At 66.5% G+C, this 25,788-nt stretch carries 23 protein-coding genes; 7 read left to right on the top strand and 16 right to left on the bottom strand.

Features of this window, described 5'->3' with window-relative positions:
* Positions 1-23 precede the first annotated feature (23 nt).
* The 8 genes from ACQPYR_RS15315 to ACQPYR_RS15280 all read right to left on the bottom strand — a co-directional run bounded on the left by ACQPYR_RS15315 (position 24) and on the right by ACQPYR_RS15280 (position 8,661).
* Positions 24-1,169, bottom strand: a complete 1,146-nt coding sequence (locus ACQPYR_RS15315; protein WP_433632745.1) for an acyl-CoA dehydrogenase family protein — start codon at positions 1,167-1,169, stop codon at positions 24-26.
* A 204-nt stretch (positions 1,170-1,373) separates the two neighbouring features.
* Complete coding sequence (locus ACQPYR_RS15310) at positions 1,374-2,441, bottom strand: alpha/beta hydrolase (protein ID WP_433632743.1); 1,068 nt, start codon at positions 2,439-2,441, stop codon at positions 1,374-1,376.
* A 45-nt stretch (positions 2,442-2,486) separates the two neighbouring features.
* Positions 2,487-3,386, bottom strand: a complete 900-nt coding sequence (locus ACQPYR_RS15305) for a lysophospholipid acyltransferase family protein (protein WP_433632741.1) — start codon at positions 3,384-3,386, stop codon at positions 2,487-2,489.
* Positions 3,387-3,519: 133 nt separating this feature from the next.
* Positions 3,520-4,986 (bottom strand): GTPase HflX, encoded by a 1,467-nt coding sequence (hflX, locus tag ACQPYR_RS15300; RefSeq protein ID WP_433635136.1) that lies wholly within the window; start codon positions 4,984-4,986, stop codon positions 3,520-3,522.
* 221 nt (positions 4,987-5,207) lie between these two features.
* Positions 5,208-6,095, bottom strand: a complete 888-nt coding sequence (gene dapF, locus ACQPYR_RS15295) for a diaminopimelate epimerase (RefSeq protein ID WP_433635135.1) — start codon at positions 6,093-6,095, stop codon at positions 5,208-5,210.
* A gap of 27 nt (positions 6,096-6,122) precedes the next feature.
* Positions 6,123-6,968, bottom strand: coding sequence for a TrmH family RNA methyltransferase (locus tag ACQPYR_RS15290; RefSeq protein WP_433632738.1), 846 nt, complete (start codon positions 6,966-6,968; stop codon positions 6,123-6,125).
* Positions 6,965-7,882, bottom strand: a complete 918-nt coding sequence (miaA, locus tag ACQPYR_RS15285; protein WP_433632735.1) for a tRNA (adenosine(37)-N6)-dimethylallyltransferase MiaA — start codon at positions 7,880-7,882, stop codon at positions 6,965-6,967. Before miaA ends, ACQPYR_RS15290 begins: the two co-directional genes overlap by 4 nt.
* Complete coding sequence (locus ACQPYR_RS15280) at positions 7,879-8,661, bottom strand: hypothetical protein (protein ID WP_433632732.1); 783 nt, start codon at positions 8,659-8,661, stop codon at positions 7,879-7,881. The genes miaA and ACQPYR_RS15280 overlap by 4 nt, the downstream gene beginning before the upstream one ends.
* 264 nt (positions 8,662-8,925) lie before the next feature.
* Here ACQPYR_RS15280 and ACQPYR_RS15275 point away from each other — a divergent pair, with 264 nt between their 5' ends.
* On the top strand, positions 8,926-10,356 hold the full coding sequence (locus ACQPYR_RS15275; RefSeq protein WP_433632729.1) for a DUF349 domain-containing protein: 1,431 nt from the start codon (positions 8,926-8,928) through the stop codon (positions 10,354-10,356).
* Positions 10,357-10,686: 330 nt separating this feature from the next.
* On the opposite strand, the gene ACQPYR_RS15270 is transcribed toward ACQPYR_RS15275, so the two are convergent.
* Together ACQPYR_RS15270 and miaB are read right to left on the bottom strand one after the other, a co-directional pair.
* A complete protein-coding gene (locus tag ACQPYR_RS15270) occupies positions 10,687-11,268 on the bottom strand; it encodes an Rv2732c family membrane protein (RefSeq protein ID WP_387285038.1) in 582 nt (193 codons plus the stop codon).
* Between the two features lie 926 nt (positions 11,269-12,194).
* Positions 12,195-13,751 carry a tRNA (N6-isopentenyl adenosine(37)-C2)-methylthiotransferase MiaB gene (gene miaB, locus ACQPYR_RS15265; RefSeq protein WP_433632726.1) on the bottom strand — a complete coding sequence of 519 codons (1,557 nt, stop codon included), beginning with the start codon at positions 13,749-13,751 and terminating at the stop codon, positions 12,195-12,197.
* A gap of 264 nt (positions 13,752-14,015) precedes the next feature.
* Between miaB and ACQPYR_RS15260 the strand changes: the two genes are divergently transcribed.
* The 4 genes from ACQPYR_RS15260 (at position 14,016) to ACQPYR_RS15245 (ending at position 17,335) form a co-directional block, all read left to right on the top strand.
* A complete protein-coding gene (locus tag ACQPYR_RS15260) occupies positions 14,016-14,744 on the top strand; it encodes an amino acid ABC transporter ATP-binding protein (RefSeq protein WP_433635134.1) in 729 nt (242 codons plus the stop codon).
* A gap of 65 nt (positions 14,745-14,809) precedes the next feature.
* Positions 14,810-15,643 (top strand): glutamate ABC transporter substrate-binding protein, encoded by an 834-nt coding sequence (locus ACQPYR_RS15255; RefSeq protein WP_433632723.1) that lies wholly within the window; start codon positions 14,810-14,812, stop codon positions 15,641-15,643.
* Between the two features lie 121 nt (positions 15,644-15,764).
* Entirely contained in the window at positions 15,765-16,439 is a 675-nt protein-coding gene (locus ACQPYR_RS15250) for an amino acid ABC transporter permease (RefSeq protein WP_433632720.1), read from the top strand.
* Entirely contained in the window at positions 16,436-17,335 is a 900-nt protein-coding gene (locus ACQPYR_RS15245) for an amino acid ABC transporter permease (protein WP_433632717.1), read from the top strand. Before ACQPYR_RS15250 ends, ACQPYR_RS15245 begins: the two co-directional genes overlap by 4 nt.
* A 125-nt stretch (positions 17,336-17,460) precedes the next feature.
* Here the strand turns inward: ACQPYR_RS15245 and ACQPYR_RS15240 are convergent, their stop codons facing one another.
* Positions 17,461-18,411 carry a LysR family transcriptional regulator gene (locus tag ACQPYR_RS15240; protein WP_433632715.1) on the bottom strand — a complete coding sequence of 317 codons (951 nt, stop codon included), beginning with the start codon at positions 18,409-18,411 and terminating at the stop codon, positions 17,461-17,463.
* Positions 18,412-18,507: 96 nt separating this feature from the next.
* Between ACQPYR_RS15240 and ACQPYR_RS15235 the strand changes: the two genes are divergently transcribed.
* Positions 18,508-19,392 (top strand): NAD(P)H-binding protein, encoded by an 885-nt coding sequence (locus ACQPYR_RS15235; protein WP_433632712.1) that lies wholly within the window; start codon positions 18,508-18,510, stop codon positions 19,390-19,392.
* Positions 19,393-19,531: 139 nt separating this feature from the next.
* Here ACQPYR_RS15235 and recX read toward each other — a convergent pair whose 3' ends face one another.
* From recX to ACQPYR_RS15220, 3 genes are all read right to left on the bottom strand, one after another.
* Complete coding sequence (recX, locus tag ACQPYR_RS15230) at positions 19,532-20,101, bottom strand: recombination regulator RecX (RefSeq protein WP_433632710.1); 570 nt, start codon at positions 20,099-20,101, stop codon at positions 19,532-19,534.
* A gap of 433 nt (positions 20,102-20,534) precedes the next feature.
* On the bottom strand, positions 20,535-21,581 hold the full coding sequence (gene recA, locus ACQPYR_RS15225) for a recombinase RecA (protein WP_063038472.1): 1,047 nt from the start codon (positions 21,579-21,581) through the stop codon (positions 20,535-20,537).
* A 207-nt stretch (positions 21,582-21,788) separates the two neighbouring features.
* Complete coding sequence (locus tag ACQPYR_RS15220; protein ID WP_433632707.1) at positions 21,789-22,811, bottom strand: Lrp/AsnC family transcriptional regulator; 1,023 nt, start codon at positions 22,809-22,811, stop codon at positions 21,789-21,791.
* 97 nt (positions 22,812-22,908) lie between these two features.
* Between ACQPYR_RS15220 and ACQPYR_RS15215 the strand changes: the two genes are divergently transcribed.
* A complete protein-coding gene (locus ACQPYR_RS15215; protein WP_433632705.1) occupies positions 22,909-24,315 on the top strand; it encodes an MFS transporter in 1,407 nt (468 codons plus the stop codon).
* 100 nt (positions 24,316-24,415) lie between these two features.
* On the opposite strand, the gene ACQPYR_RS15210 is transcribed toward ACQPYR_RS15215, so the two are convergent.
* Together ACQPYR_RS15210 and ACQPYR_RS15205 are read right to left on the bottom strand one after the other, a co-directional pair.
* On the bottom strand, positions 24,416-24,865 hold the full coding sequence (locus tag ACQPYR_RS15210) for a nuclear transport factor 2 family protein (RefSeq protein ID WP_433598067.1): 450 nt from the start codon (positions 24,863-24,865) through the stop codon (positions 24,416-24,418).
* A gap of 27 nt (positions 24,866-24,892) precedes the next feature.
* Entirely contained in the window at positions 24,893-25,780 is an 888-nt protein-coding gene (locus ACQPYR_RS15205) for a pyridoxamine 5'-phosphate oxidase family protein (protein WP_433632701.1), read from the bottom strand.
* Positions 25,781-25,788 lie beyond the last annotated feature (8 nt).

The following is a 25,788-nucleotide window of genomic DNA, read 5'->3' as shown; positions in this document are numbered from 1 at the left end:
CTGGAACGCGAAATCGGTTGGTATCAGCTCAGTTTCAGCGAGCGACCGATGATTTCCTTCATGATTTCGGTAGTGCCGCCGTAGATGGTCTGGACGCGGGCGTCCATGTAGGCCTTGGCGATCGGGTATTCCTTCATGTAGCCGTACCCGCCGTGCAACTGCAGGCAGCGGTCGATGAGGTAGAGCTGCTCCTCGGTGCTCCACCACTTGGCCATGGCGGCGTCCTCGACCGACAGCTTGCCCGCATTCAGGTCCTCGATGAAGCGGTCCACCAGGACACGGACGGCGGTGGTCTTGGTAGCCAGTTCGGCCAGCACGAAGCGGGTGTTCTGCAGGGCGCCGATCGGCTTGCCGAAGGCCTTGCGGTCGCGCACGTACTGGATCGTCATCTCCAAGCAGGCTTCCATGGCCGCGGCCGCCATGACGGCGATCGACATGCGTTCCTGCGGCAGATTGTTCATCAGGTGGATGAAGCCCATGCCCTCGGTGCCGAGCAGGTTCTTACCCGGAACACGGACATCGGTGAAGCTCAACTCGGCGGTGTCCTGCGCCTTGAGACCGAGCTTGTCGAGGTTGCGGCCGCGTTCGAAACCGGGCATGCCGCGTTCCACGACGAGCAGGCTGAAGCCCATCGCGCCCTTCTCCGGATCGGTCTGGGCGACCACGATGACGATATCGGAGTTGATGCCGTTGGTTATAAAGGTCTTGGCGCCGTTGAGGATCCAGTCGTCGCCGTCGCGGACCGCGCGGGTCTTGATGCCCTGGAGGTCGGAGCCGGTGCCCGGTTCGGTCATCGCGATGGCGGTGATGATCTCGCCGGAACAGAAGCCGGGCAGCCAGCGCTGCTTCTGCTCATCGTTGGCGAGTTCGAGCAGATAAGGCGCGATCACATCGTTGTGCAGAGCGAAGCCGAGGCCGGAGTACTGGCTGCGCACCGACTCCTCGGCGACGATCGCGTTGTAGCGGAAATCCTTGACCCCGCCGCCGCCGTACTCCTCCGGCATGGCCATGCCGAGGAATCCCTGTTTACCGGCCTCGAGCCAGACCGCACGGTCGACAATGCCCTGCTCTTCCCACTTCGCGTGATTCGGCGCGACGTGCTGATCGAGAAACTTGCGGAACGACTCCCGGAACAGCTCGTGTTCGGGTTCGAACAGTGTGCGCTGCACGCCAACCTCCTAGTGACCCCACGGCCGGTCCACACCGACCCGTCGTTCCCTCACACGTTACCCGCAACAAGAACCCCCGTTCACTTCCCACCCCAAAATCGCACCCTCACCTGCCACCCCAGCCGCCCGCCGCGGCGAGAATGCGCTCATGGAGATTCGCTCTCGACGTTCGCCCGCCCGATCGCACGGCGACCCCTCGTCCGGTCAGGCGGGCAGGCCGAGCCCTTGGGTGAGGACGGGCCAGGAGGCCTTCAGGGCGTCTTCCCAGTAGCCCCAGGAGTGGGTGCCGGTGGACTGGAAGTCGTAGGTGGCGGGGATGCCGAGCTGGTTCAGGCGGGACTGCAGGTTGTGTGAGCAGTAGTTGGTGGCGGCTTCGAGTGCGCCGCCGAGGGCGACCTGGTTCGCAAGACCGCCCATGCCCGACAGGGCGTGCTCGCCGTTGAGGGTGTCCCATTGGCCGGGGATGCCGCTGCCGTCGGAGATGAAAAGGTCGAGGCCGCGCAGTTGGTCGGCGTGCACGTACGGGTCATTGGCGGCCCACATCGGATCACCTTGCGGCCCATACATATTCGCCGAATCACCACCGCCCACGGCGACCACGGCGTTGACGAAGTTGTAGCCGACCGGGTCGGAAATCTGCGCGCAACCGCTGTAGGCTGCCACGGACTTGTAGAGACCGGGTGCGGCGATGGGGAGTTGCAGTACCGAAGTACCCGACATCGACAGGCCCGCGATGGCATTGGTGCCGTTGGTGCCGAGACCGCTATCGATGAGCGGGGGCAGTTCCTCGGTGAGGAATGTCTTCCACATGTTCACGCCGAGCTCCGGATCGGGGGCACGCCAGTCGGTGTAGTAGCTCCAATGGCCGCCGACCGGTGTGACGACATTCACATCCTTGTCGTCGAAGAATTGCGCGGCATCGGTACGCGCCTGCCAGGTCGCCGAATCCTCGCCGCCGCCCGCGCCATTGAGCAGATACAGGGTCGGGCGCGGTACGGACGTGTCGGCGGGGCGCTGCACCTGGATCTCGATGTTCTTGCCCATGGCGGCCGAGTACACCTGCAGCGTCAGATTGCGGTCGTCCTCGACCGCGACCTCGGCGACATACGAGCCATCGGACGAGCGCGACGAGGTAAGCATTTTGCCGGATGCGACGACCGGATCGGCGCCCGGGGTCGCCGACGCGAAAAAGCCACCCGATGCGGCTGGAAATCCCGCCAGAACTGCTGCTACACCCGCTACCGCCGCCATACGTACTCTCGTTCCAGCCATTCGGCCAAAATATGGAGAGTTACTGACAAATAGCTGAGAGCAGACTCAGAACAGACTGCGCAGTCGGCCGAACAGGGTGCGACCTGGATCACGATCGCGCTCACTGAACAGGAACTTCAGTTCCTCCTCCAGCTCCTTGCGCACCACGTCACGCAGTTCCACCGCGGCGGCATGCTTATCCGGCGCGTCACGCCACGGTGTCGGGTCGATCGGCGCGCCGGCGGAGAAGTAGAAGCGCTCCGGACGCGGGATGCCGGTCGGACCGACGCCGCGGATCAGCGGCGGGGTCAGGTCCCGGTTCAGGCCAAGCGCCTCGACGGCCCAGCGCAGTGGTCGCATGACCGGATGGTCGCCGTCGAAAACGATGTCATAGGCATCGTCGACACCGATCATCGCCACCGGCACGATCGGCGCGCCCGCCTCGATCGCCATATGCGCGAAGCCGGAGCGGCCCTCCCACTTGAGGACGTACTTCTCGTTCTTGCGACGCACCGCTTCGCGACCACCGCCCGGAAACACTATGACGGCCTCGCCGCGGGCCAGCAACGCCAGGCAGTTGCGACGGTTGCCGCGCACCGTGCCGAAGTGGTGCAGCAGCTGACGGATGCCGGGCACATTGATGAGCACGTTCTCGGCCAGCCCGCGGATCAGCCGACCGCGCCTGCGCAACACCTCGGGCAGCAACAGCGGCGCATCGATGCCGCCCATCAGATTGTGGTTACCGACCAGCAGCACCGGCCCCTCGGCCGGAATGTTCTCCAGGCCGTAGAACCGCGGACTCGTCCACGCGCGCAGCGGCGCCAGCAGCGTGTCGAGCACCCGCATATCGGTATCGGTGAGCGAAACCGACAGTGGCGCACCGTCGCTCAGCACTGCGGCGGCGAGCGACGAATCACCGGAGCGCCGATCACCCGAATCGGCCGCACCGGAGTGGTCATGCGACATTTAACCCTCCTGATGTCGATTCGATGACGATAGCGCAACGAATTCGCCTGTGTCGCACCGGATGTGCCGGGCATTCGCTACCGACCGGCCGGTTCGCGTGCGAACCCGGCCGACCCCGCCCTCGCTCAACGACTCAGTGCACGGAACCATCGGCTTCCGACGAACCCGTGCCGTTCGTCTCGGACGACCCACCCGCATGCGCGTACTGCGACAGCGCCGCCGCCAGTGCGTGCGGGACGCGGGCGCGCACCCTGGTGCCGCCCTCCTCGTGCTCGGAGGTGGTGATGCGACCGTCCGCGTGGATGCGGGCGAGCAGATCGCCGCGGGTGTAGGGCAGCAGCACACTGATTTCGACGTCGAGGCCGCCGAGCACCTCGGCGAGGCGCTCACGCAGTTCGGTGATGCCGGACCCCTTGTGCGCCGAAACGTAGGACGCGTCGGGCAGCATCGCGCGCAGCCGAGTGAGCTCGACCGGGTCGACCGCGTCGATCTTGTTGACCACCAACAGCTCCGGCGGCGCCGGTGACCCCGACTGCTTGATCACATCGGTGATCACCTCGCGGACCGCCTTGATCTGTTCAGCGGGCAGCGAGTCGGAACCGTCGACCACGTGCAGCAGCAGATCCGCCCCGGTGACCTCCTCCAGGGTGGACCGGAACGCCTCGACCAATTGGGTCGGCAGATGCCGCACGAATCCGACGGTATCGGTGAAGACGACCTCGCGGCCGTCGTCCAGTTCGGCACGGCGGGTGGTCGGATCCAGGGTGGCGAACAACGCGTCCTGGACCAGCAGGCCCGCGCCGGTCAGCGCGTTCATCAGGCTGGATTTGCCCGCGTTGGTGTAGCCGACGATGGCGACCGACGGGATACCGCTGGAGGTGCGGCGGGCCCGCTTGGTATCGCGTGCCGTCTTCATTTCGCGAATCTCGCGGCGCAACTTGGCCATTCGCTCGCGAATGCGGCGACGGTCGGTTTCGATCTTGGTCTCACCGGGACCACGCAGACCCACACCGCCGCCGTTGCCGCCCGCGCGACCACCGGCCTGCCGGGACATGGACTCACCCCAACCGCGCAGTCGCGGCAGCATGTATTCCATCTGGGCCAGCGATACCTGTGCCTTGCCCTCGCTGGAGGTGGCGTGCTGGGCGAAGATGTCCAGGATCAGTGCGGTCCGGTCGATCACTTTGACCTTGACGACCTTCTCCAGCGCGGTCAGCTGCGCCGGGGTCAGTTCACCGTCGCAGATCACGGTATCGGCGCCGGTTTCGAGTACCACCGCGCGTAGTTCGTCGGCCTTGCCGGAACCGATATAGGTGGCCGGATCCGGCTTGTCGCGACGCTGGATCAGTCCTTCGAGCACCTCCGAACCCGCGGTTTCGGCGAGTGCGGCGAGTTCGGCCATGCTCGCCTCGGCCTGCGTGGCGGTGCCCGTGGTCCACACCCCGACCAGCACGACCCGCTCCAGTCGCAGCTGCCGGTACTCGACCTCGGTGATATCGGTGAGCTCGGTCGACAGACCCGCGACACGCCGCAGCGAGGAGCGCTCGTCGAGCTGCATCTCGCCGACCGTCGGATCGGCGGTCCACCCGGACCGCTGCATCCGCGCGGCGTGCTCGGCGACTACATCGCCGGTGTCTTCCGTCGTGTCCTCGACGGCCTCGACGTGGTCGTTGTCGTCGGCGGCCGGAGTGAATTCAAAAGTCTTCGATTTCGTCATACATCATCCATGCTGCCACGAGTTCGGACCGATGCGCATTCGGTTATCCCTGCACACCCATGCGGTCGGTCCCCGCCTTGCGTGGGCGAGGGGTATCAGCGAACTCAGCTGGGCGAATGCGACGACCACCAGTCTTCGGCAATCCTACCCGTCGCCACCAGCACAGATGGTCCGCGCAACCAGGCCGTACCCTCGGCGAGGCGGACGGTGACCTCGCCGCCGAGCACCCGGACGCGGACCTCTCCGGTATCGGTGGCGATGCGGAAACCGTCGGCGGCCAGAGCGGCCGCCGCGGCGGCGACGGTTCCGGTTCCGCAGGAACGGGTTTCGCCGACACCGCGTTCGTAGACGCGCATATCGACCGCGCCGTCGACCAGTCCGGTCAGAATCTCGACATTCACGCCCTGCGGGAACAGGTCCGGGTCGAAGCCGGGTGCGACGGTGAGATCGAGTTTGGCGAGCGCGTCCACGGACAGGCTCGCATCGACGCAGGCCAGGTGCGGATTGCCGACGTCGATGCCGAATCCCGGCAACGCCCAGCCACCGATGGTCGCGTTCGAGGAACCGAGCTCGCGAACGATCCCCATCCCCACGGTTACCTCGCCATCGGCAGGCCCACCGGAATGCACCGTGACCGGACGCGCCCCCGCGCGACTACCGACGACATACTCCGTACGCGATTCGAGTCCCTTCGCCGCCAGGTAGTGCGCGAATACCCGCACCCCGTTGCCACACATCTCGGCGATCGAGCCGTCGGCATTGCGGTAGTCCATGAACCAGTCGGTATCGGCGATGCCCTCGGGAATTTCGGCGAGGACATCCGCGTCCCGTAGCGCACCCGCGCGCGCGACCCGCAGCACACCGTCGGCGCCGAGGCCGCGGCGGCGATCGCACAGCGCGGCGACCCGGTCCGGCGTCAGGTCCAGCCGGACCTCTGGATCGGGCAGCACCACGAAATCGTTCTCTGTGCCGTGGCCCTTGGTGAATTCGATATCCGACACGTCGCGCATTCTCCCTGCTTATCGTCCTCGAACCAACGTACGGCGCTGCCGCGAAATTTCGTACAGCGCGACCGCGGCGGCCGAGGGCGCACCGAGCGAGCTGGCGGTGCCGCCCATCGGGATATAGACCATATCGTCACAGGCCTGCTGCCAGGCCACGCTCATGCCGCTGGTCTCATTGCCGACGACCAGGATCGTCGCCTCGGCGAAGTCGTAGTCGAAGACCGCGTCCGCGCCGTGCTCATCGGTGCCGACAATGCGGGTCGGGATGCCGCGCTGGATCTGCCGGTCACGGAATTCGAGCACCTGCGTGGGTCCGGCGGCGCGGAAGATCGGCATGGCGAACAGCGAACCGGTGGATGCGCGGACCGCCTGCGGATCGTATTGGTCGGCACCGTGCCCGGTCACGATGATGCCGCCGGCACCGAACGCGTCGGCCGAGCGGATCAGCGTGCCGAGGTTACCGGGCGAGTTGGGGCGATCGAAAACCACGACGACAGGTGGCGCGGCATCACCGGGGTCGCCGGGCTCGAAGGTGTCGAGCTCGGGTTGCTTGGATATCGCGACAGCCACCAATTCCGGTATGCCGGTAGACTTTTCGCCGAGTTCAGCCATCAGCTCCGGCACCAGGCCGACCTGCTGCACGCCGCTGGTCTCCAGCAGTTCGCGGGCCCAACTCGACAGCTCCGGCGCGCCGAGGCGGTAGAGCATCGTCTCCAGCGGCCAGTCGTTGGCGATCGCTTGAGTGATCGGGCGCACGCCCTGCACCAGGAAGCGGCCGTCGCGGTGGCGCTTGGTCCGGTTGTTCAGATACGCCTGCCACACCTGGACCGAGGCATTTCGGGTACTCACGCGACGTGTCACTGCGGGGTCCGTTCCTTCTCGAGCAGGGACAACGCGGCCGCGACCAGATCGGGATCGGCGCCGTCCACCCACCGCACCCTGGGATCGCGGCGGAACCACGAGCGCTGCCGCCGGACATAGCGCCGGGTGCCGATCAGGGTGCGTTCCTGCGCGTGGTTCAGGTCGTATTCGTTGTCCAGGTACGACAGGACTTGTGCGTAGCCGATCGCCCGGCGCGCCGTGACGCCCTCCCGCAGACCTTTATCGATCAGTCCGCGGACCTCGTCGACCAGACCGGCCTCGAACATCAGCGCGGTGCGCCGTTCGATGCGCTCATCGAGTTCGGCGGTGTCGCGGTCCACTCCGATGATCACGGTGTCCCAGCGCGGTTTTCCGATCACCGGCGCCGAGGCCGCGAAGGGACGCCCGGTGAGTTCGACGACCTCGAGCGCACGCACCATGCGGCGCCCGTCGGTGGGCAGGATGGTCGCCGCGGCCGCCGGATCGGCCGCTTTCAACGCCTCGTGCACCGCATCGACGCCACGCTCGGCCAGCAGTGTCTCCCAGCGTGCGCGGACCGTCGGATCGGTGGCCGGAAATTCCCAATCATCCAGCAGCGCTTGGACATACATCATCGAGCCGCCGACGATGATCGGCGTGCGGCCGCGCGCCATGATCTCGCGCACGTCCAGGCTGGCCGCGGCCTGATAGGCGGCGACGGTTGCGGTTTCGGTGACCTCGAGGACATCGAGTTGGTGATGCGGGATGTCCCGGCGTTCGGCGGGCAGGAGTTTCGCGGTGCCGACATCCATGCCGCGATAGAGCTGCATCGCATCGATATTCACGATTTCGCCGCCCAGTCGTTCGGCGAGATCGAGGCCGAGATCGGATTTGCCGGTGGCGGTGGGACCGACGACGGCGATCGGCGTAGTCACCGATCACCTCCCGATGTACGCCAGATGCCCACCTGATAGCCCACGCCGAACGGGGCATCGCTGTACAGGTTTTCGACGGATGGGCCGACCGAATCGGCGGCGAAAAGTCCGGCGAGTACCTGATAGGCCGCGCGGCCGGATAGCACGAGTTCGGCACACAAGCCTGGATCCAGGGCGAGCAGTGCGGCGGTATCGCCGTCGGCCAGGGCACGGTCCAGTTCGTGCTGCACGTCGGCGGCGCGCTCGTCGAGGTAGCCCGGCGCCGCGAGGGTCAGGGTCGCCGCGCCGTCCGCGACGATGAGAACCCCCGCCTCCCCGGGTGAATCGTCCAGGGTGGTACGCAGCTGCGCGCCGATCCGGGCGCATTCGTCGGCGGGTGTGTCGACGGCGACGAGAGTCGTCGCAGCCACCGCATCCGGTGCGACCTGACCACGCAACCACCCGGCGATAAGGGCGGGCAGCGCCTGCTGCGGATCCGCTGCCCCGGGCGTTTGCCGCGCTCGCGACAGCGCGGCCGCCGAAAGCCCGACCTGCACGTCCGCACCGAAACCGCGGAAGGTGCCGACCGCATCCGGTCCGACGACCTGCGCGGCCGCGCCCACACCCACGACGGTCCAGTTCCGAGTCGTCGCGGCCAACGCGCCGACCGCGGCGAGTGCGGCCGCGCGCAACACCGCGGGCGCATCATCGGAATCCGACCCGGCCGCGTGCGCGAGACCGCCGCAGAGCTCGGGCACCAGGATCGGCGGCGACGGGACCAGGGCCGCAATGGAGAACACGCCGTAACCGTAGTCGTTCGCCGAATGCGCGATCCACCGCACCGCTGCGGCGTCCGCAACCTCCGGGTTCGAGTGTCTCTGCCGCAAACTCGGCCGAGATTGATAGTGTTCGAGGTGCTACAACCCAGGTCATCACGGGTTGATTTCCCTGGGAATCATCAGTCGGAGGGCATTGATCGATGGTTTACAGGGCTCGGACCGGGTTCAATGGAGTGAGCTAGGGCGTAACCAGGCAGCCGTGACGCGCGGCAGGGACGAGGAGCAATGAGCGAGAGCAACGGAACGGCGAAAGCGACCCCCGGCAGCACGTCGCGCCCCTCGGATTCCCCGAAGGCCGCCGTGCCCAAACCTTCCGCCGCGCCGAAGCCAGCCGCAGCCCCCAAACCGGGCGGGTCGGCGGCCCATCCTAAGCCGCATGCGGTCAAACCGGCCCCGGGGCCGGCCGCACAGCAGCATCCGCATCCGGTCGTCGTGCCGACCGTCAGCGATCCCAGTGCATGGGGTCGCGTCGACGACGACGGCACCGCATGGGTGAAAACCGCCGAGGGCGAGCGCGTCGTCGGATCCTGGCAGGCCGGTGACGCTGCCGAGGGCTTGGCGCACTTCGGTCGTCGATTCGACGATCTGGCCACCGAGGTGGCGCTGCTCGAGGCGCGACTGGCCGCAGGCGCGGATGCCCGCAAGACCAAGGCGGCCGCGGTCACCATCGCCGAATCGCTGCCCACCGCGGCGGTCATCGGCGATGTCGAGGGGCTCGCCCAGCGACTGCAGGCCATTGCCGAACACTCCGAAGAGGCGGCGGCGCACGCCAAGGAGGAGAAGGAAAAGGCCAGGCACGAGCACACCGAGCGCAAGGAAGCGCTGTGCGCCGAGGCCGAGAAGATCGCCACCGAATCCACCCAGTGGAAGGCCGCGGGCGATCGGCTGCGCGAAATCCTGGACGAGTGGAAGTCCATCCGCGGTGTGGACCGCAAGGTCGACGACGCATTGTGGAAGCGCTACTCCAAGGCGCGTGAGGCGTTCAACCGCCGCCGTGGCGCGCACTTCGCCGAACTCGACCGCGAACGCGCGGCCGCGAAGTCGCGCAAAGAAGAACTCTGCGTGCGCGCCGAGGAACTTTCCGGCTCCACCGACTGGGTCGGCACGGCGGGTGTCTTCCGCGATCTACTCGCCGAATGGAAGGCCGCGGGCCGGGCGCCACGTGAGGCCGACGAGGCGCTGTGGCGGCGTTTCAAGAGCGCCCAGGACGTCTTCTTCGCCGCACGCAATGCCGCCGTCTCCGAGCGCGACGCCGAATTCGAGCAGAACGCCGCCGCCAAGGAAGAACTGCTGCACGCCTACGCACACATCGATCCCTCGACCGGTCTGGACGCCGCCCGCGCCGCCCTGCGCGAACTCCAGGACAAATGGGACGCGATCGGCAAGGTCCCGCGCGAACGCATCCAGGAACTCGAAGGCAAACTCCGCACCATCGAAAAGCGCGTCCGCGACGCGGCCGACGCCCAATGGCGCCGCACCGATCCCGAGGCCATGGCCCGAGCCGCTCAATTCCGCGAACGCGTCGCCCAATTCGAGGAACAGGCCGCCAAGGCAACCGCCGCAGGCAACAAGCGCGACGCGGAGAAGGCACTCGAGCAAGCCAAACAGTGGCGCGAGTGGGCCGAGGCGGCAGAAGGAGCAGTCAGCAACCGCTGACCCTTTGTCGCCATGCGCCGGCGCCGATCGCCCGGTCGGCCCCGCGATCGGTTGACGACGGCATCGCCCATGCCGCGACGGCTCGAGCACCGCGAGCGCGGACCGCGTCAGCCTCGGGACTGAACCAGAAACCGTCCAGCGGGCAACTGATCTGGTGCTCGGCGACTACCGCACTGGCCGTGTGGCCGCGCTGACTGTGCGGTCGGAGTAGCGATACCGACCGGCAGCGCCGGTCGCTGGATGGGTCTGAGCATGCTCTCACACGAACTCGGTCTTCTCGTTCGCGCGATAGTGGCGCGGCTCAGGGTAGGTCCGGTATTGGGGGGTGGGTCAGGAGTCGCCGGTGAGGCGGCGGCGGTCGCGTTCCTCGGCGGCGGCTGCGGCGTTGCGGCGCTGTTCCTCTGCGGCTAGTTGCAGTGCGGTCCGGCTCCAGACGACGCGGATCCAGTGGAAGGTCAGCACGATGATGGCGATGGTGCCGAGGATCAGGCCGACGCCGGGGCCCGCGCCGTGGTAGTTGCCGAGGCCGGGGGTCTGGCGGTGCCAGATCGAGAAGATGCCGAAGACGCTGCCGATCGCGGAACCGGCGACCGCGATCCAGGCGAGCACCCAGCGGCGAGTCATCAGCGCGAGCAGTGAGAAGCCGATGCCGAAGAGGACAGCGAACCAGACGAAGATCCGCGACGGCAGACCGATGTGCTCAGCGCGCGCGGCATCGGTGCCGAGCAGCACATCGAACCCCCGGGCACCGCCCGCATGCGACAACACGAGCGAAAACAGCAGCAGGAAGACCGCGCCCGCGACCACCATCGCGCGCACCCCGGGGTCGATCTCCCCCGCGATGCGCCGCTCGACGGCATCGAGATCGTCCTTGAACTGCTCGAAGCCATTACTGCTCTCGACCGAGTTCACTGCGCCCTCGTCTCCTTCGGCTGATCCCCGCCCCGCTGCCTTACCCGCATCCACTGTGCCATCATCGCCCCGATCCCCCGCGGCCACCCCACTACGTTCGGTAGTACTCGCATCTCCCGCCCCCGATCGCGAGTCCGCGCCACTCGGGCCAGCGCCCGAATACGGCGCGCTACCCGCGTCCGCAGTCGGATCCGCACCGATCTCGCCGGGTCCTGAATCCGCGCCGCCCTTGTGTCCACGCAAGTCCGACGCACCCTCGCCCGGTCCTGAGTTCTCCCCGACGCGCGAATCCACGCTGCCTTCGCCCCCATTCGAGACACCGCCGAGGTCACCCACACGCGATCCCGCGCCACCCCCGCCTGATTCCGAATCCGCGTCGCCCTCGCCTCCACGCAAGTCCGACGCGCCTACGCGCGGCCCCGAGTTCTCCCCTGACCGCGAATCCACGCTGCCTTCGCCCGCATTCGAGACACCGCCGAGGTCACCCGCACGCGATCCCGCGCCACCCCCGCCTGATTCCGAATCCGCGTCGCCCTTGCCTCCACGCAAGTCCGACGCGCCTACGCGCGGCCCCGAGTTCTCCCCTGACCGCGAATCCACGCTGCCTTCGCCCTTACTCGAGACACCGCCGAGGTCGCCCGCACGCGATCCCGCGCCACCCCCGCCTGATTCCGAATCCGCGTCGCCCTCGCCTCCACGCAAGTCCGACGCGCCTACGCGCGGCCCCGAGTCCTCACCTGACCGCGAGCCCACGCCGTGTTCGCCCGCATTCGAGACGACCTCGCGGTGCCCACCGTTCAACGCGGCACTCTCACTCGCACGCTCCCCGCGATCAGCCTGCGCACCACGCGAATCCGACCTAGACGCACCCGGTGCGGGATCCGCTCCCACGGCACGCGTCAGGTCCTCGTCACCGGACGGAGTGCTCATGCGCCGCAGCCGGTTGAGCAGCCTGAGGCGACGGGTTCGAGGGTGGGGGCCCCGATGCGGGGGAGGCCGAGGCCGACGCCGATGGGGTCGGTTTTGGGGGTGATTCCCCGTTCGTGGGCGTCGCCTGCGCGGGTGCGACGGTGGGTTTTGATGGTGGCGTCGGCGATCAGGTGGTGCGGGGCCGCGTCGGTGATGTCGACGGTGATGATGTCGCCGGGGCGGATCGTTTCCGCAGCGCCTCCAGGGCGGAAGTGCACGAGTCGGCCGTCGCGGGCACGGCCGCTCATGCGGGCGGTCACGGCGTTCTTCTTGCCCGCGCCCTCGGCGACGAGCAGTTCGACCTCGGTGCCGACGAGCGCCTGGTTCGCGTCGAGGGAGATCTCCTCCTGCAGCGCGATCAGCCGCTCGTAGCGCTCCTGCACCACGGCCTTGGGCAGCTGGTCGGGCATATCCGCGGCGGGTGTGCCAGGACGCTTGGAGTACTGGAAGGTGTAGGCGCTGGTGAACCGTGCCTGCCGGACGACATCCAGGGTCTCCTGGAAATCCTCCTCGGTCTCGCCCGGGAAGCCGACGATGATGTCGGTGGTGATCGCGGCATGCGGCATCGCGGCCCGCACCTTGTCGATGATGCCGAGGTAGCGCGCCTTGCGGTAGGACCGCCGCATCGCCTTCAGCACCCGATCCGATCCGGACTGCAGCGGCATATGCAGCTGCGGGCAGACATTCGGCGTCTGCGCCATCGCCTCGATCACGTCATCGGTGAATTCGGCCGGATGCGGCGAAGTGAAGCGCACCCGCTCCAGCCCATCGATGCGCCCGGCCGCGCGCAGCAGTTTGGCGAAGGCACCACGATCGCGCGCCTCGTCGGGGTCGGCGAAGGACGCACCGTAGGAGTTCACGTTCTGCCCGAGCAGCGTGACTTCCAGTACGCCCTGATCGACCAGCGCCTGCACCTCCGCGAGCACATCGCCCGGACGGCGGTCGACCTCCTTGCCGCGCAGCGACGGCACGATGCAGAACGTGCAGGTGTTGTTGCAGCCGACCGAGATCGAAACCCAACCGGCATAGGCGGATTCACGCTTGGCGGGCAGGCTCGACGGGAAGGCCTCCAGCGATTCCAGGATCTCCACCTGCGCCTCGGCATTGTGCCGTGCGCGTTCCAGCAGCACCGGCAGCGATCCGATGTTGTGTGTGCCGAACACCACATCCACCCACGGCGCTTTGCGCACGACGGTGTCGCGGTCCTTCTGCGCCAGGCAGCCGCCGACGGCGATCTGCATGCCCGGCCGGTCAGCCTTGATCGGGGCGAGGTGGCCGAGGGTGCCGTACAGCTTGTTGTCGGCGTTCTCGCGCACCGCGCAGGTATTGAAGACGACGAGGTCGGCCGTCGCACCCGGCGCGGCCTTCACATAACCCGCATCCTCGAGCAGGCCCGACAAGCGTTCGGAATCGTGCACGTTCATCTGGCAACCGAAGGTGCGGACCTCGTAACTGCGTGCGCCGTCCGCGGCCGCAGGGGCGGGAGACAACACTGCCTGTCCGATCGAATCCACCCGTCCAGGGTACGGGGGTGCGCAACGCGGGTTTTCAGCGCATCGGCGCAGGCTCCGGGCCCAGGCCAGGTCGCATCGGAAGGGTTACGGCGCTGTGTCGTATCGGCGCGGCGTAACGGTGTGTCGCAGAAACCCGGGCAAATCGCCGTTTTCCGCTTAAGGTCTTGGACCATGACCGACGACGCCACCGCACCCGACACAATCGGGTTGGCCAAAACCGGGGCAGCTAGTTCTGATGAGGGCAGTACCGCCACAAGCGCGCCGATGATTTCGATGCGCAATGTGGAAAAGCACTTCGGTGACCTCCATGTGCTGCGCGATATCAACCTCGAGGTCCCCAAGGGACAGGTTGTTATCGTTCTGGGCCCTTCGGGGTCCGGGAAGTCGACGCTGTGCCGCACCATCAACCGACTGGAACCGATCGACTCCGGCGATATCGCCGTCGACGGCGTACCACTGCCCGCCGAAGGCCGCGCGCTTGCCGCACTGCGCGCCGATGTCGGCATGGTGTTCCAATCGTTCAACCTCTTCGCGCACAAGACGATCATCGAGAACGTGATGCTCGCGCCGCTGAAGGTTCGCAAGGTGAAAAAGGAGGACGCCCGCAAGCGCGCGATGGAACTGCTCGAGCGCGTCGGGATCGCCAATCAGGCCGAAAAGTATCCGGCCCAGCTCTCCGGCGGCCAGCAGCAGCGCGTGGCGATCGCCCGCGCCCTGGCGATGAGCCCGAAGGTGATGCTGTTCGACGAGCCGACTTCGGCACTGGACCCGGAGATGGTCAACGAGGTGCTCGACGTCATGGTGTCGCTGGCCAAGGAGGGGATGACGATGCTGGTCGTCACCCACGAGATGGGCTTCGCGCGCAAGGCGGGCAACCGCGTGTTGTTCATGGCGGACGGGTCGATCGTCGAGGACGACACACCCGAGGTGTTCTTCACCGCGCCGAAGTCCGACCGCGCCAAGGATTTCCTCGGCAAGATCCTGAGCCACTGAACCGAGCAACCACCACAAACGTAAAGACCTCGGCCACCGAAATCACCAGAGGGAGAAGGAACACGATGAGGATCAACCGTTCGCTTCGACTCGGCATCGGGGCGATCGCCCTGACGCTGGCCGCAACAACCGCCGCCTGTGGCGGCGGAAGCGACAAGTCCGCACTCGACAACGCCAAGGACGGAAAGCTCACCGTCGGCATCAAATTCGACCAGCCGGGCCTGGGCCTGCGTAACAAAGACGGCTCCTACAGCGGCTTCGACGTCGAGGTCGCCAAGTACGTCGCGGGCAAGCTCGGTGTGAAGCCGGAGAACATCACGTTCAAGGAGTCCCCGTCCGGACAGCGCGAGACGCTGATCGAGAACGGTCAGGTCGACTACATCGTCGCCACCTACTCGATCAACGATGCGCGTAAGCAGAAGGTCGACTTCGCAGGACCGTATTACGTTGCGGGCCAGTCGCTTTTGGTCAAGGCCGACAACACCGGCATCAACGGTCCCGATGATCTGAAGGGTAAGAAGGTCTGCTCGGTGAAGGGCTCCACCCCGGCCCAGAACATCGAGAAGAACTACCCCGCCACGCAGCTGCAGACCAACGACACCTACTCGCTGTGCCTCGAGGGCCTGCAGGCCGGTTCGTACGACGCGGTCACCACCGATGACATCATCCTGGCCGGTTACGCCGCGCAGAGCGCGGGCACGTTCAAGGTCGTCGGCAAGCCGTTCACCACGGAGAACTACGGCATCGGCCTGAAGAAGGGCGATAAAGAGCTGCGCGACAAGGTCAACGACGCGATCGAGGCCATGATCGCCGACGGGTCCTGGAAGAAGGCGTTCGACTCCACGGTCGGCGCCTCGGGCTACCAGGCGCCGACGCCGCCGACGGTGAACCGGTACTGAGATTCGTGATCGGGTGGCCCGCAGGGGCCACCCGATCTCTCGGCTACGAGCAACCTGTACATCGCGCGCGGAAGGACGATCTCCGGCCGCCGCACAATCCGATCGGAGGGACGCGAGCACCGTGTTCGACCTGATCTCGAGGTATGACGTCCTCGGCGCCTTCTGGGTGACCATCAAACTGACCGCGTCGTCGGCGGTCCTCGCCCTGATCCTGGGTACATTCGTCGCCGCGATGCGCGTGTCCCCCGTGCCGGTCGCCCGTTTTCTCGGCGCCGCCTACGTCACCATCTTCCGCAATACCCCGCTGACGCTGATCATCGTGTTCTGCTCACTGGGCCTCTACTCCACCATGGGCTGGAAGCTCGCTCCGGAGGGCCCGAACTCGCTGGCGCAGAACAACTTCCGTTACGCCGTACTCGGACTCAGCATCTACACAGCGGCGTTCGTGTGCGAGTCATTGCGCTCGGGCATCAACACCGTGCCGATGGGTCAGTCCGAGGCGGGCCGCTCACTGGGCTTCACCTTTAGCCAGAATCTGCGAATCGTGGTGCTGCCGCAGGCATTCCGCTCGGTCATCGCCCCGCTCGGCAGCGTGCTGATCGCGCTCACCAAGAACTCCACGATCGCCTCGGCGATCGGCGTCGCCGAGGCCGCGACCCTGATGGCCAAGATGAACGAGAACGAGGCCGCACTGATCACCATCGGCTTCATCTTCGCACTCGGCTTCGTAATCCTGACCCTGCCGACCGGCCTGCTGTTCGGCTGGCTGGCCAAGCGATTCGAGGTGGCCCGATGAGTGCAGGAGCTTCGGTTCTTTTCGATGCGCCGGGGCCCCGCGCGCGCATTCGCAACTCCATCTATTCGGTCGTCGCGGTTGTCGCTGTGGTGGCGCTGGGCTGGGTGTTCTACCGCGGCTTCGCCGATAAGGGCCAGTTCACCGCGGAGAAGTGGAAGCCGTTCATCGAGGCGGACGTCTGGAAGACCTATCTGCTGCCAGGTCTGCGCGGCACCCTGGTCGCGGCGCTGCTTTCGATCGTGTTCGCGCTGGTGATCGGTATGGTCTTCGGCATCCTGCGGCTGTCGGATCACCGGGTGGTGCGCTGGGTGGCGGGCGCGATCGTGGAGGTGGCCCGGTCCATTCCGGTGCTGATCCTGATGATCTTCCTGTTCTACATCTTCTCCGATTACAAGTTGTTCAAGGTCGATCAGCTCGCGCTGTGGGCCGTGGTGATCGCGCTGACGGTCTACAACGGTTCGGTCATCGCCGAAATCGTGCGTGCCGGCATCAAATCGCTGCCGAAGGGGCAGACCGAGGCCGCGGTGGCGCTGGGGCTGCGCAAGGGGCAGCTGATGCGGTTGATCCTGCTGCCGCAGGCGATTACCGCCATGCTGCCCGCCTTGATCTCGCAAATGGTTGTGGCGCTGAAGGATTCGGCGCTCGGCTATCAGATCACCTACCTCGAGATCGTGCGTCAGGGCTCGCAACTCGGTGCGGCCGAACGCAATACGGTGCCCGCGCTGATGGTCGTCGCCGTGGTGATGATTCTGCTGAACAGCACGTTGACGATCGTGGCCAATAAGCTGGAGCAGCGGTTGCGCTCGCGCAAGCGGGCCAAGGGCGCCGCCGTGGTGGCGGCCGACTCGATTCTTGCCGATGCGACTCCGGGGATGGATATCACGCAGAAGCCGTGAGGCCAGCGGCTCTGTCGATTCGTCGGTGTTCTCGGCGATCGCCGTTGCAGCCGCACAATCGCTGTACTGGCGTGCGGCCCACCGGGGTCCTGGTTTCCGGCCCCGTCCGCGTTCGGCCGGAGTGATCAGGACAACGGCACGCTGCTGCGGAGTTCTCCGGTCTCGGCATGGACCGTGGAGGTGAAAGGTTCGGCGAACGGGACGGATTCGGGTGGGTAGGTGGCAGCTGCCACGGCGGTGGCCGCGCGGACGAAGGCGGCCACCGCGGGTGAATGGCAGTTCTGCGGCCACGCTACCGCGAGGGTAGTTGGTTTCAGGTCGGTGACCGGCCGATAGGCGATGCCGGGGCGGGTGTGACGCCGGGCGACCGAGGTGGGCGGGAACCAGATGCTGTCGCCGAGTTCGATCAGGTTGAAGATCTGCGCAAGATCCCGCACTGGACGCGGAGTTCCGGATGAGGGGACGAGGCCGTCGCGGTCGGCATGCGCTCCATCAGGGAGCAGTCGACCGGCCAGGTCGGCCAGGCACAGGGTTGCCTGGGCGGCGAGCGGATCGGAGGCAGCCAGTGCGACCAGGCGGGGTTCGGTGAGCAGCGGTTCTATGTCCAGGCCGCGGGCGTCGAACGGGGCCGCAATGAGCGCGACATCCGCACGGCCCTGACGCAATGCCGGAACCTGCTCACCCCGACCACCCAACATGAACTCCACCCGGACAGCCGCTTCCTCGAGGCGGTATGTCTCGACAATCTGCGGCAGGAGTCCGGCGTCGTAGTCGGCTTTGAGCGCGAGCCGCAGCGCCGGTGCGGGCCGATCTACGTGCCGGGCACGCTCCGCAGCCGCCGCAACGGCATCGAGTGCGGTCCGCGCGTCGCGGAGCAAGGTCTCGCCGGGCGGGGTGAGCACGACGTGTCGGGTGGTGCGCTCGAAAAGTTGAACGCCCAGTTGACGTTCCAGTTCCCGGATCGCCCGCGACAGGGGTGGTTGCGCCATCCCCAGTCGGTCGGCTGCGCGTCCGAAATGCAGTTCCTCCGCGACGGCCACGAAGTATCGGAGTTGGCGAACCTCCAGATCACTCATATCCCCACGGTATCAACGCTTATCGGATCGGTCCTTCAGGTTCGGTGCCGCGCCGACTTGACTTGCCAGTGCCAAATCACTCGAGCAGAGGTTGTCATGATCGTTGTTACTGCCCCGACCGGCACCATCGGCCGTCAGGTCCTTCCGCATCTCCTCGATCGCGGCGCGCCGGTCCGCGTTATCGCGCGTGATCCCGCACGCCTGCCCGTGCACATCCGCGAGCACGTCGAAGTCGTGACCGGATCGCACAGCGATATTGATGTCGTCACCCAGGCGTTCGCCGATGCCGACGCCGTGTTCTGGTTGCTGCCTCCGGTTCATCGCGGAGCGAGCCTCGATGCCGCGGTTCTGGGTTTCACACGGCCCGCGTGCGAGGCATTCAAGAGTCAAGGTGTCGAGCGAGTGGTCGGCGTCTCGTCCATTGGTCGCGGGTCAGCGTTGGTCGGAAACGCCGGACTGGTCACAGCATCGCTGGCCATGGACGATCTGATAGCGAGCACGGGCGTGAACTACCGAGCGCTGACTATGCCCTCGTTCATGGACAATCTGCTTCGCCAAGTCGATGCGATCAAGAACCAGGGAATGTTCTTCGCACCGCTGTCTCCCGACCTGAAACGCCCCACCTGCGCGACCCGTGACATCGCCGCTGTCGCCGCCGAACTGCTGCTCGACGACTCGTGGGACGGATACGACAGCGTTCCCGTACTCGGCCCAGAGGATTTGTCCAACAACGACATGGCGCAAATCATGTCCGAAGTGCTCGGCCGCCCGATCCGGTTCCAGCAAGTCTCCGGTGCGGCCTATAAGGCCACCATGCTCGAATCCGGCATGTCCGAGGCCATGGCCCAGGGCATGTACGACATGTTGGAGGCAAAGGAGAACGGCCTCGACAACGCCGAGCCCCGGACTCCTCGAGCCACGACTCCGACCACCTTCCGCCAATGGTGTGAAGAAGTCCTCGCCCCCGCCCTCCACGACTAACCCGGCCCCGGCCTCATTGGGGCTGCTGCCGCATGTTTTCGCCCGGCGAATTCGTGCGCGGTGCGAGAAAAGGTGTGCGGCGCTCGGTAGCTGACACCGCCGCAGGCCGACCCGCCGGACAGCCGGGCACAGCAGACGCTCAGTCGGGGTCCTGCGCGTCGAACCGGGCCTGTGCCAGTTCCGCTTTCACCACCGTGAAGGCGGTGGATTGGTTGTAGCCGCGCCGGGCGAGCATGGCGACGAGGCGGCGGATTGTTTTGTCGCGGTCCAGGTTTGCGGGCATGGTGCGTAGTTTGCGGCGGACCAGTTCGGTGGCGCGTTGTTCCTCGTCGTCGGCGGTGATGGCGTCGAGGGCGGAGGCGGCGTCGAATTGGGAGACGCCCTTGCGGCGGAGTTCTTGGGCGAGAGCTTGTTTGCCCTTGCCGGAGAAGGTGTGGCGGGACTGGACCCATTGTTCGGCGAAGGCGGCGTCGTCGATCAGGCCGACCTCGGTGAAGCGGTCGAGGGCGTGTTCGGTGATTTCGGGCGTAAAGCCCTTGGCCGCGAGACGCTGCGCCAGTTCGGCACGGCTGCGGGCGCGGACGGCGAGCAGGCGAAGACACGCCTCCTTTGCCTGCTCGACCGTCCCGCCTTGGGGAGTGCGCTCCGCACGGGACCGGTTCGCACCGGTGCCCGTCGAGGACGTACTCTCCTCGGATCCAGCCGCCACCGGATCCGCCCATCGGCCTTCGGAACTTTGTAAGTCAGCCGAGTGGGAGTCGTTGCGCCGGAACTCGTTCCGGCGCCCGCGACCGCGCCGGGACCCAGTCGAGCGCGCCCGCTGCGGATCGGGCGCGCTCGACCGAGTTCCCATGATGTCCGAATCGGCCAAACCACCTTCGGCCAACCGGACCCGCCTATCCCCCTGCTCCCTCCCCTGAAATCCCGATCCCTCCGAATCCCCCTCATCACCCTCCGACCAATGCACCCGCCCAGGTTCGGACTCGTCCGAACCGGATCCCGCGGGGGTCTGGATGGGTGGGCGGCCTGAGGCGGAGAGTAGTTCGTTCAGGCGGTGACGGACCTCGGTTACCGGGTCGGGCCGCGTTTTATCGGGTGCGGGCCGGGTGGGATGCGAGGCTGGGCGCCGAGGGGTCATCGGATCAGAAGTCGGCGGGGACCTCGGCGGCCGCACCCTCTGCGGTCACGTCGGCGCCGATGCCGAGCTTCTCCTTGATCTTCTTCTCGATCTCGTCGCGGACATCGGTGTTCTCCAGCAGGAATTTGCGGGCGTTCTCCTTGCCCTGGCCGAGCTGGTCGCCCTCGTAGGTGTACCAGGAGCCGGACTTGCGGATGAAGCCCTGCTCGACACCCATATCGATGAGCGAGCCCTCCTTGGAAATGCCTTGGCCGTAGAGGATGTCGAATTCGGCCTGCTTGAACGGCGGCGAGACCTTGTTCTTCACGACCTTCACGCGGGTGCGGTTGCCGACCGCATCGCTGCCGTCCTTGAGCGTCTCGATGCGGCGCACATCCAGGCGCACCGAGGCGTAGAACTTCAGCGCCTTACCACCGGTCGTGGTCTCGGGCGAACCGAACATCACGCCGATCTTCTCGCGCAGCTGGTTGATGAAGATGGCGGTGGTGCCGGAGTTGTTCAGCGCACCGGTCATCTTGCGCAGCGCCTGGCTCATCAGACGCGCCTGCAGACCGACGTGGCTGTCACCCATCTCGCCCTCGATTTCGGCGCGCGGTACCAGCGCGGCCACCGAGTCGATGACGATGATGTCGATCGCGCCCGAACGCACCAGCATGTCAGCGATTTCCAGCGCCTGCTCACCGGTGTCGGGCTGGGAGACGAGCAGTGCGTCGGTGTCGACGCCCAGCTTGCGGGCGTAGTCCGGATCGAGCGCGTGCTCGGCGTCGATGAAGGCGGCGACACCGCCCGCGGCCTGGGCATTGGCCACCGCGTGCAGTGCGACGGTCGTCTTACCCGAGGACTCCGGACCGTAGACCTCGATGATGCGGCCGCGCGGCAGACCGCCGATGCCGAGCGCCACGTCCAGGGCGATGGATCCGGTCGGGATCACCGAGATGGGCTGGCGGGCCTCCTCGCCGAGACGCATGACCGCGCCCTTGCCGAAGCTCTTCTCGACCTGAGCCAGCGCCAGCTCGAGCGCCTTATCACGGTCGTACGCCTGTGGTGCCATATCCTGATCCCCTTCTCGACGGGTAAGTCTCGTTCTTGGTTGGCGCCCACATTAGAGGGCGGCACCGACAAGTTCTGACGACCAGCCTAGACGAACAGATGTTCGAGTCAAGCGACGCGCCAGACAACACGCGCCCCGAACTTCCCGGACACGGCAACCGCCGCGCTACAGCCGCTCGCAGCCCTTTTCGAGCGCCGGACACCCCGATCACCGGCCCAGCGAAATCCGATCACTGTCCAGCAACGTCTGCGCCTGCTTGTACACCCGCAACGCCGGGGTCACCTCCACATCGGCGATCCCGTCGAGTGCACCCAGCCGCTGCGTGACATAGCGATAGAGGTGCGCGGTATCGCGGCATATCAACGACGCCATCAGGTTGGTCGGCCCCGTGGTCGCGGCGATGAAGACGATCTCCGGATGGGTTGCCATCGCGGTGCCCACCGCCTCGAGATCCGCCGGTCGAGTGCGCAGCCACAGCGCCGCCCGCACGGCGTATCCCATCCGTTCGACCGCGAAATCGAGATCGAAGTACAGCACCCGGGATTCGACGAGTTCGGCCATGCGCCGTGCCACTTTCGTTGCGGTCCAACCAATTTCGGCGGCAATCTGAGCATAGGGCGCGCGTCCGTCGCGACCGAGCAGCGCCAGCATCGCCTCATCCTGCGCCGAAAGTTCGACCGGCGCTTCCGGCCCCGTATCGGCCCGCCACGACGGCCGTGGGCCGAGGTCGCGCAATTGCGCAGCCGTGAACAGGTGCCTGAAATCCGGCCACTCCTCATCGAGCGGGAAGCGGTGGATCACCTCATGGGCCGTCAGTCCGATCACCTGACTGGCCTGGGGCAACGTCTGCATCAACAGCTTGTCGCGCCGCTCGATCGAGCGTGGCCTGCTCACACAGGTCACCTCGGATCCGGTGGCCGACAATGTGACCCAGCTCAGATCCGGAAACCGCGCCAGTGATTCGGCCAGCCGCGCCGCCTTGTCCGGAGTCGACCGGAGCCGGATCACCCAGCGCGCATGCCCGAGCGGCACCACGTTGACCTGCCCCGCCACATGCAGGATCCCGCGCTGCCGCAGCGATCGGTAGCGCCGCGCCACCGTCTGCTCCGAAACCCCGAGGATCGCGCCGAGCTTGGCGAACGGGATGCGCGCATCGGTCACCAGCGCGTGCAGGATCTGCTTCTCGAGGACATCCAGTACGGAGGAATCCGCGCCGTCTTCGGATTGCATAGGAGGAATCTAACGCACATGACCACGTGACTATGTGGATATCAACGCCTGCCGCACCCTGAGTGTCGATATCGTTCTAATCGCCTCGGAGGCTCCCGTGAGGAAATGGCTGCCCTTATTCGCCGCGTGCCTGGGCACGCTGATGCTGCTCATCGACGTCACCATCGTCAATGTCGCGCTTCCCGACATCGCCGCCGATCTCGGCACCGGTCTGTCCGGACTGCAGTGGGTGATGGACGGATACGCGCTCGCGCTGGCCGCGCTGCTGCTGGTGCTCGGTTCGCTGGCCGATCGGGTCGGTGCGAAGCGCGCCTATCTCGCCGGACTCGTCGTTTTCGCGATCGCATCGCTGATCTGCGGGATCGCCGATACCTCGGCGAGTCTCATTGCGGCGCGCGCACTTCAGGGCATCGGCGGGGCCGCGATGTTCGCGACCACCCTGTCGCTGTTGCACTCCACCTACACCGGCCGTGACCGGGGTGTCGCGTTCGGTGTCTGGGGTGCGGTATCGGGTGCGGCGGCCGGAATCGGTGTGGTGCTCGGCGGTGTGCTCACCGAGGCACTGTCGTGGCGGTGGATCTTCTTCGTCAATCTGCCGATCGCGGTATCGACGATCGTGTTGACCGCCATCGTGTTCCAGCCGTCGCCGCGGCAGGCGGAGCGGGCCATCGATGTGCCGGGCATGCTCGCGTTCGCGACCGCCGCGACGGCGGTCACCTACGGCGTCATCCGCGGCGGCGAACACGGCTGGTCCGATGGTCCTACGCTGTTCGCCCTGGCGCTCGGCGCGGTCGCGCTGCTGGCCTTCGTATTCGTCGAATCCCGCAGTGCAGCAGCGATGTTCCCGCTGGCACTGCTCGGCAATCGCAACTTCGGGGCCACCCTTGTCTCCGCGTCCGGCCAGACGTTCGCGGCCTTCGCCGCGACACCCCTGATTTCGCTCTGGCTGCAGCAGCAGTTGCACATGTCGCCCATGCACGCCGGACTGGCCATGCTGCCGATGGCGGCGACAGCGTTTGTGGTCGCCGGCGCGTTCGGCAAACTACTGCACGATGTTTCGCCGAAATGGACGATCGGAGCCGGTCTGGTGCTGGTCGGCATCGGTACCGGCCTGCTCACCATCATTGACGTCGAATCATCTTGGGCCGCACTGGTTCCTGGATTCGTGGTGATCGGTGCGGGCATCGGCGTCAACGCACCCGCGCTGGTCGCGGTGGGAATGGCGGCGGTACCGCCGCAGCAGGGCGGGATCGCCGCGGGCGCGGTGAATACCGCACGACAGCTCGGTCTCGCTCTCGGAGTCGCCGTGCTGGGCACCGTATTCCGCGAAGTCGCCGATGACAGCCACCCGATGACATTGTCGCGTTTCGTGGATGGCTTGGACGCGGCCTTCGGCGTCGCGGCCGGAGTCGGAATCGTATTCGGCGTGATCGCATTCGGGCTGTTCCACCGTGAGCGTCCGGTCGCCGATGCCCCGGTCCAGCCGGAGACCGTCGCCGCCTGAGCCCCACCGGCGCAACCATCAGGCTAGGCCGGGCACCCTTTTGCACCAACCGGGCACTCCGCACACGCGGGCCCGGTCCGGCAACGGGGTGCCCGGCCGATTACTGCTGCGGCAGAACGGATTCGTCGCCTTCCGGGCGCGGGCCGGGGATGCGGCGGTCGGATTCGTCGATGCGGACATCGTTGATGCTGGCCTCGCGGCGCGACATCAGGCCTTCCGGGGTGAACTCCCACTGCTCATTGCCGTAACTGCGCCACCACTGGCCGGATTCGTCATGCCATTCGTACTGGAAGCGGACCGCGATGCGATTGCCTTCGAATGCCCAGAGGTCCTTGCGCAGTGCGTACCCATTTTCGATGGACCACTTTCGGGTGAGAAATTCGACGATGGCGGCGCGGCCGGTGAAGAATTCGTCACGATTGCGCCACACCGAATCCTCGGTGTATGCGGCGGCGACGCGCTCGGGATCCCTGGTGTTCCAGGCATTCTCGGCGGCCCGCACCTTGGCCTTGGCCGATTCCAGGTCGAATGGCGGCAGCGGAGGTCGCATTGCAATATCCTTCTCGGGGATTCGGGGTCAGGGGTTGACCGGGGAAAGTTCGGCGGGACCCCAGCGCAGCGGGCCCGCGCCGTGGATTTCGATCACTTCCGTAATGGCGAAGTCGATCGTGCACTGGGCCCCGGCGGTGAAGGTTTCCGGTGCCCAGGACAATTCGGCGGTTCCGCTGAGTTGGAGGGTTCCGCCAGTGGTCCAGTCCGGGATCAGGATGCCGCAGCGTGGGTTCACCGCGATGTTCCCGAGTGTCATGAACATCGAATTACCCTGGTAGTCAGGCCATCTCAGCCGAGTCGGCGAAAGCACCCGCAGGAAGCCGGGATTCCCGCCACGGTGGGAGGCGTCGGCATTTCCGTCGGTATCCGCGGTGGCGACGAAGAAGGCGTCCGCCGCGGCGATCAGTGCATGCTGCCGCGCATCGAGTTCCGTGCCATGCCGGGGCGCCGGCAGTTCGATATCGGGGCGGTACGATTCGATCTGCCTGCGCGAGATGTACTTCGGGCAGTTCGAATACACCTGATCGACAGTAATTTGTAGCCCCGCCTCCGTCGGAGCCGCGAATCCGTTGACGCGCATTCGCCTGCGCCGCTGAGGCTGCAGCGCGATCATACCGATCCGGACAGGGCGGGTCAGTGCTTCGTGTAGCGGATCTCCCACTGCCGGAAATGCATCGATTGCGATCGTCTCGGTATCAACGACGTGCACGAATCCCGGCGAACCGACCACCGCGCCTGCCCACATCCGTCCGTCGAGGTCCGCGGCCGCGATCACGACCATCGGCTGCTCCGCCAGGAAAGCCGTCGCGATATCCGGGATGTCGGCACGAATCATCCGCCCTACCCGGTCGGCGATCTGCGCCTGGCCCATTCGCTGCTGTACGGCGACCTCGCCCGAATGAAAGTGAGACATCACAGTGT

The sequence above is a fragment of the Nocardia sp. CA-120079 genome (genome assembly GCF_050955745.1).
Lineage (GTDB): Bacteria > Actinomycetota > Actinomycetes > Mycobacteriales > Mycobacteriaceae > Nocardia.
This window is presented reverse-complemented; position numbering and strand designations above follow the sequence as displayed.